Consider the following 14,474-nt stretch of genomic DNA (forward strand, 5'->3'; position numbering starts at 1 on the left):
GCTCAGGCTTTCCTGGCAGCCAGCCGCCGGGCCTTGGCGGCACCGGCCTGCCAGCGGATGCGGTAGTGGATCAGGGTGTCGCAGGCCAGCAGCGTGAACAGCAGCAGGCCCTGGAAGACGCCGGTGATGGACTTGGGCAGCCCCAGGCGCGACTGCGCCAGCTCGCCGCCGATGTAGAACATGCTCATCAGCACGGCCGAGAACACGATGCCCACCGGGTGCAGCCGCCCGACGAAGGCGACGATGATCGCGGCGAAGCCGTAGCCCACCGGGACGTAGGGCGTCAGCTGGCCGAGCGGCCCGGACACTTCCAGCGCCCCGGCCAGGCCCGCCATGCCACCCGAGGCCAGCAGCGCCAGCCACAGCGCCCGGCGCGACGAGAAGCCGGCGTAGCGCGCGGCCATCGGCGCCAGGCCGCCAACCTGCAGCTGGAAGCCGGCGTAGGTGCGGAACAGCAGGATCCAGAACGCCGCGACCATGGCCAGCGCAACGAGCAAGCCGACGTTGACGCGCATGCCCTGGAACAGCCGCGGCACGCGGGTGGACTGCAGGAAGGTGATGGTCTGCGGGAAGTTGTAGCCCTGCGGGTCCTTCCACGGGCCGTAGACCAGGTAGCTCAGCACCATGTCGGCCACGTAGACCAGCATCAGGCTGACCAGGATCTCGTTGGCGTTGAAGCGGTCGCGCAACAGCGCGACGATGCCGGCCCACAGCATGCCGCCGAGCACCCCGGCCAGCAGCACCGCGACGACGATCCAGCGGCCGGTCTCGGGCGTGGCCTGCATCGCGACGCCACCGGCGAACACCGCGCCGAGGATGAACTGCCCTTCGGCACCGATGTTCCAGACGTTGGAACGGAAGCACACCGCCAGCCCCAGCGCGATCAGGATCAGCGGCGTGGCCTTGATCGCGAGTTCGCTCAGGGCGTAGCCGTTCTTCACCGGCTCGTAGAAGAAGATCTGCAGGCCGCGCACCGGATCCTTGCCCAGCGCGACGAACAGCAGCACGCCGATCACGACCGTGATCGCCAGCGCCAGCAGCGGCGAGGCGTAGGACATCAGCGTCGACGCCTGCGGCCGGGCTTCAAGCTTCAGCATGGAGCACCTTGTCGTTGTTGTCCCGCGGGCCTGCCGCGCCCTCGCGCGGCCACAGCCCGCTCATCCAGATACCGATCTGCTCGACGCTGGCCTGCGAGGTGGTGATCGCCGGCGAGACGCGCCCCTGGGCCATCACGACCAGCCGGTCGCAGATCTCGAACAGCTCGTCCAGCTCCTCGCTGACCACCAGCACCGCGCAGCCTGCGTCGCGCAGCGCGAGCAGCTCGCTGCGGATCTGCGCCGCGGCGCCGACGTCCACGCCCCAGGTCGGCTGGGCGACGATCAGCACCCGGGGCTGCGCGTCGATCTCGCGCCCGACGATGAATTTCTGCAGGTTGCCCCCGGACAGGCTGCGCGCCGCGGCGTCGGGGCCACCGGCCTTGACGTTGAAGCGCTCGATCAGGTGTTGTGCAAGCGCGCGCACCTCGCGCACTCGAACCCAGCCGGTGCGCGGGCTCACCGCCTCGGTGCGCGTCAGCAGCGTGTTCTCGGCCAGCGACATGGTCGGCACCGCCCCGCGGCCGAGCCGCTCCTCGGGCACGAAGTGCAGCCCCTCGCGCCGGCGCCGGCGCGGCGAGTGGCGCGCGATGTCCCGGCCGAACAGGCGGATCGAGCCGGGGGCGGCGCGCAGGTCCTCGCCCGACAGCGCGGCGAGCAGCTCCTGCTGCCCGTTGCCCGAGACGCCGGCGATGCCCAGCACCTCGCCGGCGCGCAGCTCCATGTGGATGTTCTCCAGCGTGGTGCCGAACGGGTGCGACTTCGGCAGCGACAGTCCCTGCACCGCCAGCGCCACCTCGCCGCCGTGCGCCTCGCGGTGCACCAGCTGAGGCGGCTCGGCACCGATCATCAGGCGCGACAGGCTGGTGTTGGTTTCCTGGGTCGGGTCGACCTCGCCGGTCACCCGCCCGCCGCGCAGCACCGTGCAGTGGTGGCACAGCGCGCGGATCTCGTCGAGCTTGTGGCTGATGTAGAGGATGGAGCAGCCGGTGGCGGCGAGCTGGCGCAGCGTGACGAACAGCTTCTCGACCGCCTGCGGCGTGAGCACCGAGGTCGGCTCGTCCAGGATCAGCAGCTGCGGGTTGGTCAGCAGCGCGCGCACGATCTCCACGCGCTGGCGCTCGCCGACGCTGAGCGTGTGCACCGGGCGCTGCGGGTCCACGTCCAGCCCGTACTGGCCGGAGACGGCGCGGATGCGCTCGCTCACTTCGGCCAGGCTCATCGTCTTGTCCAGCCCGAGCCAGACGTTCTCGGCGGCGGTCAGCGTGTCGAACAGCGAGAAGTGCTGGAACACCATGCTGATGCCCAGCCGGCGCGCCTCGTGCGGATTGCGCACCACGACCGGCTGGCCGTTCCAGAGGATCTCCCCGGAATCCGGCCGCACCGCGCCGTAGATGATCTTCATCAGCGTCGACTTGCCCGCGCCGTTCTCGCCGAGCACGGCATGGATCTCCCCCGGGGCCACCTTGAGGTGGATGCCGTCGTTGGCCTTGACCGCAGGGTACTGCTTGCTGATGTCGCGGAGTTCGAGTCGGAGCATGGCGGTGTTCATTCCGGACGGCGGTAACGTTCCTGACCCGCCACCCAGGTGGAGACGACGTTGCGCTCGTCGCCCAGCGTCATCCACGCAAACACGCGCTCATGCAAGTCGCGCGCCACTTCGATGCGCCGCCGGGCCACGGGCCCTTGCGCCCAGTCCCACACCACGAAGTCGGCCAGTGTACCGGGCGAAAGGTGTCCGATCTCGTGCGACAGTCGCAGGTGCCGCGCCGCGCCGTGGGTGGCGGTGTACAGCGCCTTCCAGGCGGTGAGCTTCTGGCCCTGCAGCGCCAGCACCTTGTAGCCGTCGGCGATGGTGCGCAGCATCGACAGCGAGGTGCCGCCGCCGACGTCGCTGGCCAGGTGCACCGCCACGCCCTGCCCTTCGGTGCGGCCCCAGTCGAACAGGCCCGAGCCGATGAACATGTTGCTCGACGGGCAGAACGCGATCGAGGCGCCCGCCTCGCGCAGCACGGCGCGGTCGGTGTCGTCCAGCCAGATGCCGTGCGCGAACAGCGAGCGCGGCGTCATCAGGCCATGGCGCACGTAGATGTCGAGGTAGCTGCGCGCCTCGGGGAACAGCTCGGCCATCCAGCGCACCTCGCTGCGGTTCTCCGCCACGTGGGTCTGCATGTAGACGTCCGGGTAGGCGGCGCACAGCCGGCCGGCCATCGCCAGCTGCTCGCGCGTGGAGGTGGCGGCAAAGCGCGGCGTCACCGCGTAGGCCACGCGGCCGCGGCCGTGCCAGCGCTCGATCAGGTCGACGCAGTCGCGCTCGGCCTGCGCCACGTCGTCGCGCAGGCCGTCTGGGGCGTGGCGGTCCATCAGCACCTTGCCGGCCAGCACGCGCATGTGGCGCTGCGCGGCCGCGGCGAACAGCGCCTCGGCCGAGACCTTGTGCACCGTCGGGAACACCGCCGCGGCGGTCGTGCCGGACGCCAGCAGCGCGTCGAGGAACAGCGCCGAGCCGCGCTCGGCCTCGGCCGGGTCGGCGTACTTGCACTCGGCCGGGAAGGTGTAGGTGTTCAGCCACTCGAGCAGCTCGGTGCCGTAGCTGGCGATCACGTCGAGCTGCGGGGCATGCACGTGGGTGTCGATGAAGCCCGGCAGCAGCAGCCGGCCGCGGTGGTCGATGCAGCGCCAGCCCGGACCCGGCGCTTCGGTGCCGGGGCGGGTGCCGGCGATGCGGCCGTCCTCCACCAGCAGCCAGTGGTCGGGCAGGTAGCGCACCGCGGCGGGCGCCTCGACCTGCCAACCGGGGTCCTCGGGGAAATCGAACAGGTCGGCGCGGACGGCCAGGCGTTCGGTCATCGGGTCATCTCTTTGCGGGTGACGAGGCTGCGCGCCACCTCGCGCACCTGTTCCCGGAACCACCGGTAGGCCGGGGACAGGTGGGTGCGGTCATGCCACAGCTGGTAATAACTCATCGGTGGCACCGCCACCGGACAACGCACGATTTTCACCGGAAGCTGCCCGACGTAGCGCTGGCAGAACTGCCGCCCGGTCGTCAGCACCAGCAGGCTGTCGGCCACCATGTGCGGGATCTGGCCGAAGTGTGCACTGCGCACCGTCACGTTGCGGCGCAAGCCCAGCGATGCCAGGTGGGCATCGATGACGCCCTGGGCGCCGCTGCCGGCATGCAGCGGGGTCGGCGCGACATGCTCGCAGGCGAGGTAGCGCGCCACCGTCCAGCTGCGCGGGTTGCGCACCGCGGGGTGGTCCTGCGCGACCAGGCACACCACCTCGTCGGTCAGCAGCCGGCCCAGGTGCAGGTCCTCGGGCGGCTCGAGCCAATTGCCGATCACCAGGTCCACCGCCGCGTCGGCCAGGCGCCGCTGCACGTCGAACTCGGCGGTCAGCGGCAGCAGCTCCAGCGACATGCCCGGGGCGCTGCGCTTGATCCAGGTCACCAGCTCGGGCAGGAACAGCGGATCCAGGTAGTCGCTCGCGGCGACGCGCACCACCAGGTCGCTCGAGGCCGGGTCGAACCCGCGGCTGGACTGCTGGCGGCCGAACAGCCGGTCGGCCTGGCGCAGCAGCTCCGCCGCCGGGGCCTCCAGCTCCAGGGCCACCGGCGTCGGCACCATGCCGTTGCCGCTGCGCACCAGCAGCATGTCGCCGGTGAGCTCGCGCAGCCGCCGCAGGTGGGCACTGACGGCGGGCTGGGACAGCTCGAGCTTGAGCGCGGCGCGCGAGACACTGCGTTCGGTGATCAAGGTATGCAGGATCCGGACGAGATGGAGCTCGATCTTGTCGAATCCGGTGCGCATTGCCATATCCAGCGGGAAATATCTTCTATCCACATTTTCGTATAGACAGAGGGACGCAAGCGGGTATCGTTCGGGTATCCACCAATGACTGGCAGCACCCCATGTCCGACCGCCCCGTGCGCTTCTACTACCGAGGCCGGATCGTCTCGCTGAACGACGTCCCGCCGACCCGCACCCTACTCGAATGGCTGCGCGAAGACGCCGGCGCCACCGGCACCAAGGAGGGCTGCGGCGAAGGCGACTGCGGCGCCTGCACCGTGGTGCTCGGCGAGCTGGACCGCGAGCGCCTGCGCTACCGCGCGATCAACAGCTGCATCCGCTTCGTCAGCTCCATCGACGGCTGCGCCCTGTGGACCGTGGAGGACCTGCGCGGCGCCGACGGCAGCCTGCATCCGGTGCAGCAGGCGCTGGTCGACAGCCACGCCACCCAGTGCGGCTTCTGCACCCCCGGCTTCGCGATGTCGATGTTCGCGCTGTACCAGCAGCGCCGCGCCTGCGGCCACACCGACCCGGTGGACACCGGCGAGGCGCACGAGGCGCTGTCGGGCAACCTGTGCCGCTGCACCGGCTACCGCCCCATCGTCGACGCGACCCGCCGGATGACCGACTACCCCGCACCGGCGTTCGACGAGGCCGCGGTGGTGCGGCAGCTGCAGGCCCTGCAGCAGGCCCCGGCACTGGACAGCGGCCGCGCGCTGCGACCGCAGACCCTGGCGCAGCTGCTGCAGCTGCGCGCCGCGCACCCGCAAGCCCAGGTGATCGCCGGCTGCACCGACGTCGGCCTGTGGGTCACCAAGATGCACCGCCGCTTCGACACCACGCTGGACGTGACCGGCGTGCGCGAGCTGCAGCAGGTCGAGGTGCGTGCCGACGCGCTCGAGATCGGCGCCGCGGTGCGCCTGAGCGACGCCTTTGCCGTGCTGGCCGCGCACTGGCCGCAGCTGCAGGACTTCTTCGCGCGCTTTGCCGGCCGGCCGGTGCGCGAGTCCGGCACCCTGGGCGGCAACGTGGTCAACGGCTCGCCGATCGGTGACTCGATGCCGCTGCTGATCGCGCTGGGCGCGCAGCTGCGGCTGCAAGGCACGCGCGGCGTGCGCGAGCTGGCGCTGGAGGACTTCTACACCGGCTACCGGCAGAACCTGCTGGCCGCCGACGAGGTGCTGACCCACGTGCGGGTGCCGCTGCCGCCGCGCGGGCTGCTGCGCGCCTACAAGCTGTCCAAGCGCTTCGAGGACGACATCTCCGCGGTGTGCCTGGCGATCCGCCTGGAGATCGACGCCGGCACGGTGCGCGGAGCCCGCATCGGCGCGGGTGGCCTGGCCGCGACCCCGAAGCGCGCGGTGCAGACCGAGGCCGCGCTGGTCGGCCGACCCTGGACCGAAGCCACCGTGCAGCAGGCCATGCAGGTGCTGCAGCAGGAGTTCGCCCCGATCAGCGACATGCGCGCCAGCGCAGAGTACCGCCGCGAGGCGGCCGGCAACCTGCTGTGGCGCTACTGGCTCGAAAGCCAGGGCGCGGCCGCCCCGCTGCGACTGGAGCGCCTGACCCTGGCCAGCCTTGATGGAGCCCTCTCGTGAACGCGCCCGACCTGCTTTCCCCCGCCGCCGTGTGCGGCCAGCCCGTCGTCCATGAAAGCGCGCGCGCCCAGGTCAGCGGCGCGGCCACCTACATCGACGACCTGCCCGAACTGAAGGGCACCCTGCACGCCGCCCCCATCCTGAGCCCGGTCGCCCACGGCCGGCTGCGCGGCATCGACGCCGCACAGGCCCTGCAGCAGCCCGGCGTGGTGGGCCTCGTCACCGCGGCGGACATCCCCGGCGACCGCTACTTCCCCACCCCGATGCGCGACGAGCCGGTGTTCGCGATCGACGAGGTCTGCTACGTCGGCCAGGTGGTGGGCCTAGTGGTCGCCACCGACGTCAACGCCGCGCGCGCCGCGGCGCGCCAGGTGCAGTGCGACATCGAGCCGCTGCCCGCGGTGCTGACCATCGACGAGGCCATGGCCGCGCAGAGCTACGTGCTGCCGCCGGTGCACCTGAAACGCGGCGACGCCGCGGGTGCCATCGCGGCCGCCCCGCACCGCCTCGAAGGCGCCTTCGCGGTCGGCGGCCAGGAGCACTTCTACCTGGAAGGCCAGATCGCCTACGCGATCCCGCAGGAGCAGGACGGCTGGACGATCCACAGCTCCACCCAGCACCCCGGCGAGGTGCAGCACTGGGTGGCGCACGCGCTGGGGCTGGACGGCCACCACGTGCGCGTCGAATGCCGGCGCATGGGCGGCGGCTTCGGCGGCAAGGAAACCCAGGCCGGGCACCTGGCGGTGTGGGCGGCGCTGGCCGCGCGCAAGTTCGGCCAGCCGGTCAAGCTGCGCCTGGAGCGGCTGGACGACTTCATGATCACCGGCAAGCGGCACAACTATCAGTACCGCTACCGCGTCGGCTTCGACGGCGAAGGCCGCATCCTCGGGCTGCAGGTGGAGCTGGCCTCGCAGTGCGGCTTCTCGGCCGACCTGTCCGGCGCGGTCAACGACCGCTCGGTGCTGCACATCGACAACGCCTACTACCTCGAGCACGTCCAGATCGACTCGTACCGCTGCAAGACGCACACGCAGAGCAACACCGCGTTCCGCGGCTTCGGCGGGCCGCAGGGCATGATCGCCACCGAGGCGGTGCTGGGCGACATCGCGCGGCACCTGGGCCTGGACCCGCTGGAGGTGCGCCGGCGCAACTTCTACGGCCCGGGCCGCGACGTCACGCCCTACGGCATGACGGTCGAGGACAACATCGCCCCGCAGCTGGTGGCGCGTCTGGCCGAGGAGTGCCGCTACCGCGAACGGCGCGAGCGCATCGCGCAGTGGAACGCGCAGCACCCGGTGCTCAAGCGCGGGCTGGCGCTCACGCCGGTCAAGTTCGGCATCTCGTTCACGATCACCGCGTTCAACCAGGCCGGTGCGCTGGTGCACGTCTACAGCGACGGCACGGTGCTGGTCAACCATGGCGGCACCGAGATGGGCCAGGGCCTGCACACCAAGGTCTGCCAGATCGTCGCCGACGAGCTGGGCGTGCCGTTCGAGCGGGTGCGCATCACCGCCAGCGCCACCGACAAGGTGCCCAACGCCTCGGCCACCGCGGCCTCCAGCGGCACCGACCTGAACGGCCAGGCCGCGCAGTACGCGGCGCGCCAGATCCGCCAGCGGCTGGCCGCCTTCGTCGCGGCGCAGCAGGGCTGCCCGGCCGAGGCGGTGGTGTTCGCCGGCGGCAAGGTGATCACGCCGCAGGGCAGCCGCGAGTTCGCCGAGGTGACGCACGAGGCGTACATGGCGCGCGTGCAGCTGTGGTCCGACGGCTTCTACGCCACGCCCAAGATCCACTACGACAAGCAGACCCTCCAGGGCCGGCCGTTCTACTACTTCGCCTACGGCGCGGCCTGCACCGAGGTGGTGATCGACACGCTGACCGGCGAGAACCGCGTGATGGCGGTCGACATCCTGCACGACGTGGGGCGCAGCGTGAACCCGGCGCTGGACCGCGGCCAGATCGAGGGCGGCTTCGTGCAGGGCATGGGCTGGCTGACCACCGAGGAGCTGAAGTGGAACGCCGAGGGGCGGCTGACCACGCATGCCCCCAGCACCTACAAGATCCCGACCGCCGGCGACGTGCCGGAGCACTTCCACGTCTCGCTGTGGCCCGAGCCCAACCGCGAGGAGAGCGTGTTCCGCTCCAAGGCGGTCGGCGAGCCGCCCTTCATGCTGGCGATCTCGGTCTACGAGGCCCTGCGCGATGCGATCGCCGCGGTGGCGCCGCAACGGCGCGACCCGGTGGTGCTGGACGCCCCGGCCACGCCCGAGTCGGTGCTGCGCGCGGTGAAGGCACGCCGGGCGCAGCGATGAAACACACCGCCCGCGAGTGGCTGGCACGCGGCGAGCCCGCGGTGGTGGTCGAGGTGGCCGCCACGCAGGGCTCGGTGCCGCGCGAGGCGGGCACGCGCATGCTGGTCGGCCCCGCCGGCACCTGCGGCACCATCGGCGGCGGCCACCTCGAGCTGCAGGCCATCGAGCTGGCTCGCCGGCACCTCGCGATGCGCCCCGGCGACGCCTTCGAGCGGCGCTACCCGCTCGGCCCCGCGCTCGGCCAGTGCTGCGGCGGCGTGGTGACGCTGCGCTTCGCGCCGCTTTGCGACGCCGAACTGGCACGCTGGCCGGACGAGGCGCCGCTGTTCCACCTGCAGCTGTACGGCGCCGGCCATGTCGGTCGCGCCATCGTGCGGCTGCTCGCGACGCTGCCATGCAAGGTGCAGTGGATCGACGAGCGCGAGGCGGAATTCCCCGCCAGCTGGCCGCCACAGGTCGAGCGCGTCTGCGTCGACGCGGTGGAGGCCGAGGTCGACACCGCCCCGCCCGGGGCCTGCTACCTGGTGCTCACGCACCGCCACGACCTGGACCTGCGCATCACCGAGGCCATCCTGCGCCGCGGCGACTTCCGCTACTTCGGGCTGATCGGCTCGCAGACCAAGCGCGCCCGCTTCACCCACCGGCTGCTGGAACAGGGCATCGCGCCGCAGGCCATCGAGCGCATGACCTGCCCGATCGGCGTGCCCGGCATCGAGGGCAAGGCGCCCGAGGTGATCGCGGTGGCGGTGGTCGCGCAGCTGCTGCAGCTCGGCGTCGTGCCGGACGGCCCCCCGCGTCCGGGGGCGGCAAAGCCCGCCCGCATCGCCTAGGATGTCGGGATCATGAGAATCGATTTCGTTTCCGACGTCGTCTGCCCGTGGTGCGCCATCGGCCTGCATTCCCTGGAAATCGCGCTGGAGCGCCTGGGACCCGACTTCCCGGTCGAGCTGCATTTCCAGCCCTTCGAACTCGACCCGGGCACGCCGCCGGAAGGCAAGGACCTGACCGAGTACCTGTGCAGCAAGTACGGCCTGACGCCCGAGCAGGTGGACCGCAACCAGGAGGCCATCCGCCAGCGCGGCGAGGCCGTGGGCTTCACCTTCCGCATGGACCGGCGCACGCGCAGCTACAACACCTTCGACTGCCACCGCCTGCTGCACTGGGCCGGGCTGGTCGACCCTGACGCCCAGCGCCGGCTGCAGCACCTGCTGTTTGCGGCCTACTTCACCGAAGGCGAGAACCCGGGCGAGCGCGCGGTGCTGCTGCGCGCGGCCGCCGAGGCCGGGCTGGACGAGGCCGAAGCCGCCCGCGTGGTCGACCAGGGGCTGTATGCCGAGGAGGTGCGCGAGCGCCAGCGCTACTACCAGGAGGCCGGCATCCAGGCCGTGCCGGGCGTGGTGGTCAACGAACGCCACCTGATCTCGGGTGGCCAGCCGCCCGACGTGTTCGAGCGCGCGCTGCGGCAGATCGCCGCGGCGGAAAACGCCTGAGGGGGCACCGGTGCGGGGCTGGGCGCGCTGGGTGCTGACGGCCGCCGGCTGCGGGTGGCTGGGCTTCGCCCCGGCCGGCAGCGCCGCCGATACCACCTTGCCCGCGCGGGACGAACACCTCGTCATCACCCTGCTGCGCACCGAGGCCGCCAGCTACGAGCACGGCAATGGCGTGCCGCAGGACGGCGCCCGCGCCGCCGAGCTGTACTGCAAGGCCGCGCGCCTGGGCGACCCGGTCTCGCAGTTCAACCTGGGCTGGATGTACGCCCACGGCCGCGGCGTGCCGCGCAGCGACGCCACCGCGGCCTTCTTCTTCCACGCCGCCGCCGAGCAGGGCTTCGAGCAGGCACAGCACATGCTGCGCATGGTCGGCGGCCCGCCCAACGAGGTGCCGCCCTGCATGCGCGAGACCGTCCCGCCGCCACCGACGCTGCAGGCGGCCAAGGCCGATCCGGCGCCCGGGCTGCTGGCGACCGCCCCCAAGGACGTGCGCGACCTGGTGCTGAAGCTGGCACCCGAGTTCGGCGTGCGGCCCGAGCTGGCGCTGGCCATCATCCAGGCCGAATCGAACTTCGACATCGTCGCGCTGTCGCCGCGCAACGCCAAGGGCCTGATGCAGCTGATCCCCGAGACCGCGGCGCGCTTCAACGTGCGCAACCCCTACGATCCCGAGCAGAACATCCGCGGCGGGCTCGCCTACCTGCGCTGGCTGCTCGCCTACTTCGAAGGCGACGTCGCGCTGGTGGCGGCGGCCTACAACGCCGGCGAAGGCAAGGTCGAGCGCTACCGCGGCATCCCGCCCTACCTGGAAACCCGCGCCTACGTGCGGCGCATCCTCGACGCGGTCGGGCAGGCGCAGCACCCCTACGACGCACGGGTCACGGCGCCGTCGCGAGCGCTGCGGCTGATCAGCGCACGATGAGGGCGCGGGGCCGCCGCCCAGGCACACCCGTTGCTGCGTTCGCCGATGTCCGGCCGGCAGGGCGCCCCGCAGGTGCGGGATGAACCAGCGTTCTGTTACACCTGCCGTGCATCACGCTGAAAGAATGGGTCGGCACGCCCGCCGGCCGTCCGGCGGCCCCCGACGGACCCGCCCGACTGCATGCCCGCCCATCCTGCCTCCTCCCTGCCCGTCTACCTCCTCATCGGCCTGATCACGGCAGCCATCTTCGCCGTGGACCTGGTCACCCGGCTGGGCGTCGCCGAATGGGTGCTCTACCTGCTGCCGGTGGCGCTGTCCATGCTGCAGCCGCGCCTCGTGGTGCCGCTGGTGGTCGCTGCGATCGCCACCGTGCTGGTCGTCGTCGGCCTGTTCTTCTCGCCGCCCAGCGGCAGCCTGATGCAGGTGATCGTCAACCGCTCGATGAGACTGGTGGCGATCTGGAGCACGGCGATCCTGGTGCACCGCGTGCTGCGCGGCCGCGCCCACGAACAGCTGCAGTTGTGGCTGCAGCAGGGCGAGACCACGGTCACGCAAAGCCTGGCCGGCGAACAGAGCCTCGCCGAGCTCGGCCAGTCCGCCTGCACCGCGCTGGCCCGCTACACCGGTGCCGCGGTCGCGGTGCTGCATCGCCTGGAAGACGACACCCTGCATGCGCTCGGGAGTTCACCCTGCATGCGCTCGGGAGTTCACCCTGCATGCGCTCGGGAGTTACTCCCTGGCCCTGCCCGTCACCGCGCTCGCCCCGACGCGCCTGGGCGAGGGCCTGGCCGGCCAAGCGGCGCACGACGGCCAGCCGCGCTGGCTGGACGGCCTGCAGGCGCAGCACCTGCGCATCAGCTCGGCGCTCGGCAGCTCGGCCCCGGGGGCGGTCCTGGTCGCACCGCTGCAGGTCGACGCCAAGGTCTGCGGCGTGATCGAGCTGGGCTTCATCGGCACCCCGGCCAACGCCGAGGCCATCCGCCAGCTGGCCGTGCAGGTCGGCGAGCCGGTCGCCGTGGCGCTGCGCTCGGCGCTGTACCGGCAGCGCATGGCCGAGCTGCTGGAGCAGACCCAGCGCCAGAGCGAGGAGCTGCAGGCGCAGCAGGAGGAGCTGCGCGTCTCGAACGAGGAACTGGAAGAACAGAGCCGGGCGCTGCAGGAATCGCAGGCGCGGCTCGAGGCACACCAGGCCGATCTGGAGCAGACCAACGCGCGGCTGGAGGAGCAGGCGCAGCGGCTGGAGCGCCAGCGCCAGGACCTGGTGATCGCGCAGCAGGCGCTGCAGCTCAAGGCCAAGGAGCTGGAGAAGGCCAACCGCCACAAGTCCGAGTTCCTCGCCAACATGTCGCACGAGCTGCGCACGCCGCTCAACAGCTCGCTGATCCTGTCCAAGCTGCTGGCCGACAACCGCGACGGCAACCTCAGCGACGAACAGGTCAGGTTCGCGCGCTCCATCCACTCGGCCAACAACGACCTGCTGCGGCTGATCAACGACATCCTGGACCTGGCCAAGATCGAGGCCGGTCACGTGGAGCCGAACCTCGAGCGCGTCGCGGTGGCCGAAGTGGTGCAGCGCCTGCACGACATCTTCGCGCCGATGGCCGAGCACAAGGGGCTGCAATGGACCACGCGCGTCGATCCGGCCGTGGGCGAGACGCTGCTGACCGACGACCAGCGCCTGCAGCAGGTGCTGCGCAACCTGCTGTCCAATGCGGTCAAGTTCACCGAGCGGGGCGCGGTGGCGCTGGAGGTGTTCCAGCCGCTGCCCGGGCGCATCGCCTTCGCGGTGCGCGACACCGGCGTGGGCATCGCGCCCGAGCAGCACGAGGTGGTGTTCGAGGCCTTCCGCCAGGCCGACGGCTCGACCAGCCGCAAGTACGGCGGCACCGGCCTCGGGCTGTCGATCTCGCGCGAGCTGGCGCACCAGCTGGGCGGCGAGATCCGCTTGCAGAGCGCGCCCGGCCAGGGCAGCGTGTTCACGCTCGAACTGCCGGTGGTGCTGCAGCTGCCGCAGGCCCCGCCGCCGGCCCCGCATCCCGCCCCGGTGCCCGCGCAGGCCGCGCGCGACGACCGCCACCGCCTGCAACGGCCGCAGCGGGTGATCCTCGCGGTGGAGGACGACGCACGCTTTGCCGAGGTGCTCTACACCCTGGTGCACGAGCTGGACTTCGACTGCCTGCTGGCCGACACCGGCGCCGAGGCACTGCAGCCGGCGCAGCGCTTCCAGCCGGCCGGCATCCTGCTCGACATGAGCCTGCCGGACCAGTCGGGCCTGAGCGTGCTGGAGCAGCTCAAGCGCGACCCGGCCACGCGCCACATCCCGGTGCACGTGGTGTCGCTGCACGACCGCGTGCAGACCGCGCTGGAACTGGGCGCGATCGGCTATGCGGTCAAGCCGGTGGACCGCTCGCAGCTGGCCGGCGTGATCCGCAGGATCGAGGAGCGCCTGGACCGCCGCCGCGCCCGCGTGCTGGTGGTGGAGGACGACGCTTCGCTGCGCGACAGCATCCGCGCGCTGCTCGGGGCCACGCAGGCCGAGATCACCACCTCCGGCACCGTCGCCGACGCGCTGGACCAGCTGTCGAGCCACACCTACGACTGCGTCGTGATGGACCTCGCGCTGCCCGACGGCAGCGGCTACGACCTGCTCGAGGCGATGTCGCGCAGCACCGAGTACTCCTTCCCCCCGGTGATCGTCTACACCGGCCGCTCGCTGACGCCCGGGGAAGAACAGCAGCTGCGGCGCTACTCGCGCTCCATCATCATCAAGGGCGCACGCTCGCCGGAGCGCCTGCTCGACGAGGTGACGCTGTTCCTGCACAGCGTGGAGTCCAGCCTGCCGCCGGACCAGCAGCGCCTGCTGCAGCAGGCGCGCACGCGCGATTCGGTGCTCGACGGCCGCACCGTGCTGCTGGTCGAGGACGACGTGCGCAACGTGTTCGCGCTGGCGAGCGTGCTCGAGCCGCTCGGCGTGCAGCTCGAGCTCGCGCGCAACGGCCGCGAGGCGCTCGAGCGGCTGCAGCAGCTCGAGCGCGTCGACCTGGTGCTGATGGACCTGATGATGCCGGAGATGGACGGCCTGACCACGATCCGGCACCTGCGCGCGGACCCGGTGCTGCAGTCGCTGCCGGTCATCGCGCTGACGGCCAAGGCCATGCCCGACGACCGCGAGCGCTGCCTCGAGGCCGGTGCGGACGACTACATCGCCAAGCCCATCGACGTGGACCGCCTGGTGTCGCTGTGCCGGGTGTGGGTGCGCAAGTAGGACCG

Annotated in this window: 11 protein-coding genes; 6 read left to right on the forward strand and 5 right to left on the reverse strand. The window is 71.6% G+C overall.

Features of this window, described 5'->3' with window-relative positions; genetic code table 11:
- Positions 1–2: 2 nt before the first annotated feature.
- The 4 genes from IS481_RS13215 to IS481_RS13230 are packed head-to-tail and all read right to left on the reverse strand — an operon-like array spanning position 3 to position 4,909.
- Positions 3–1,097 carry an ABC transporter permease gene (locus tag IS481_RS13215; protein WP_104355872.1) on the reverse strand — a complete coding sequence of 365 codons (1,095 nt, stop codon included), beginning with the start codon at positions 1,095–1,097 and terminating at the stop codon, positions 3–5.
- Positions 1,084–2,634: an ABC transporter ATP-binding protein gene (locus IS481_RS13220; RefSeq protein WP_104355964.1), complete on the reverse strand. Its 1,551-nt coding sequence runs from the start codon at positions 2,632–2,634 to the stop codon at positions 1,084–1,086. The genes IS481_RS13215 and IS481_RS13220 overlap by 14 nt, the downstream gene beginning before the upstream one ends.
- Positions 2,635–2,642: 8 nt before the next feature.
- Positions 2,643–3,944 carry a guanine deaminase gene (gene guaD, locus IS481_RS13225; protein WP_104355873.1) on the reverse strand — a complete coding sequence of 434 codons (1,302 nt, stop codon included), beginning with the start codon at positions 3,942–3,944 and terminating at the stop codon, positions 2,643–2,645.
- Positions 3,941–4,909: a LysR family transcriptional regulator gene (locus IS481_RS13230; protein WP_104355874.1), complete on the reverse strand. Its 969-nt coding sequence runs from the start codon at positions 4,907–4,909 to the stop codon at positions 3,941–3,943. The genes guaD and IS481_RS13230 overlap by 4 nt, the downstream gene beginning before the upstream one ends.
- A 95-nt stretch (positions 4,910–5,004) precedes the next feature.
- Here IS481_RS13230 and xdhA point away from each other — a divergent pair, with 95 nt between their 5' ends.
- From xdhA to IS481_RS13255, 5 genes are read left to right on the forward strand one after another with little or no spacing between them, the layout of a single operon-like run.
- A complete protein-coding gene (gene xdhA, locus IS481_RS13235) occupies positions 5,005–6,480 on the forward strand; it encodes a xanthine dehydrogenase small subunit (RefSeq protein WP_104355875.1) in 1,476 nt (491 codons plus the stop codon).
- Positions 6,477–8,792 carry a xanthine dehydrogenase molybdopterin binding subunit gene (gene xdhB, locus IS481_RS13240; RefSeq protein WP_104355876.1) on the forward strand — a complete coding sequence of 772 codons (2,316 nt, stop codon included), beginning with the start codon at positions 6,477–6,479 and terminating at the stop codon, positions 8,790–8,792. Before xdhA ends, xdhB begins: the two co-directional genes overlap by 4 nt.
- Positions 8,789–9,622, forward strand: coding sequence for a xanthine dehydrogenase accessory protein XdhC (xdhC, locus tag IS481_RS13245; protein WP_104355877.1), 834 nt, complete (start codon positions 8,789–8,791; stop codon positions 9,620–9,622). Before xdhB ends, xdhC begins: the two co-directional genes overlap by 4 nt.
- Positions 9,623–9,634: 12 nt before the next feature.
- Positions 9,635–10,282, forward strand: a complete 648-nt coding sequence (locus tag IS481_RS13250) for a DsbA family oxidoreductase (RefSeq protein ID WP_104355878.1) — start codon at positions 9,635–9,637, stop codon at positions 10,280–10,282.
- 10 nt (positions 10,283–10,292) lie between these two features.
- Positions 10,293–11,204, forward strand: coding sequence for a transglycosylase SLT domain-containing protein (locus IS481_RS13255; protein WP_104355879.1), 912 nt, complete (start codon positions 10,293–10,295; stop codon positions 11,202–11,204).
- A gap of 111 nt (positions 11,205–11,315) precedes the next feature.
- Here the strand turns inward: IS481_RS13255 and IS481_RS18380 are convergent, their stop codons facing one another.
- A complete protein-coding gene (locus tag IS481_RS18380; protein WP_232529288.1) occupies positions 11,316–11,876 on the reverse strand; it encodes a hypothetical protein in 561 nt (186 codons plus the stop codon).
- Between IS481_RS18380 and IS481_RS18385 the strand changes: the two genes are divergently transcribed.
- Positions 11,875–14,469 carry a response regulator gene (locus tag IS481_RS18385; RefSeq protein ID WP_336470030.1) on the forward strand — a complete coding sequence of 865 codons (2,595 nt, stop codon included), beginning with the start codon at positions 11,875–11,877 and terminating at the stop codon, positions 14,467–14,469. The two genes, IS481_RS18380 and IS481_RS18385, sit on opposite strands and share 2 nt — an antisense overlap.
- Positions 14,470–14,474 lie beyond the last annotated feature (5 nt).

The sequence above is a fragment of the Caldimonas thermodepolymerans genome, assembly GCF_015476235.1.
Taxonomy (GTDB): Bacteria; Pseudomonadota; Gammaproteobacteria; order Burkholderiales; family Burkholderiaceae_C; genus Caldimonas; species Caldimonas thermodepolymerans.

Coding starts and splice junctions, on each gene's coding strand:
- IS481_RS13215 (WP_104355872.1), bottom strand. CDS start 1,097: ATGCTGAAGCTTGAAGCCCGGCCGCAGGCGTCGACGCTGATGTCCTAC.
- IS481_RS13220 (WP_104355964.1), bottom strand. CDS start 2,634: ATGCTCCGACTCGAACTCCGCGACATCAGCAAGCAGTACCCTGCGGTC.
- guaD (WP_104355873.1), bottom strand. CDS start 3,944: ATGACCGAACGCCTGGCCGTCCGCGCCGACCTGTTCGATTTCCCCGAG.
- IS481_RS13230 (WP_104355874.1), bottom strand. CDS start 4,909: ATGGCAATGCGCACCGGATTCGACAAGATCGAGCTCCATCTCGTCCGG.
- xdhA (WP_104355875.1), top strand. CDS start 5,005: ATGTCCGACCGCCCCGTGCGCTTCTACTACCGAGGCCGGATCGTCTCG.
- xdhC (WP_104355877.1), top strand. CDS start 8,789: ATGAAACACACCGCCCGCGAGTGGCTGGCACGCGGCGAGCCCGCGGTG.
- IS481_RS13250 (WP_104355878.1), top strand. CDS start 9,635: ATGAGAATCGATTTCGTTTCCGACGTCGTCTGCCCGTGGTGCGCCATC.
- IS481_RS18385 (WP_336470030.1), top strand. CDS start 11,875: ATGCGCTCGGGAGTTCACCCTGCATGCGCTCGGGAGTTCACCCTGCAT.
- IS481_RS18380 (WP_232529288.1), bottom strand. CDS start 11,876: ATGCAGGGTGTCGTCTTCCAGGCGATGCAGCACCGCGACCGCGGCACC.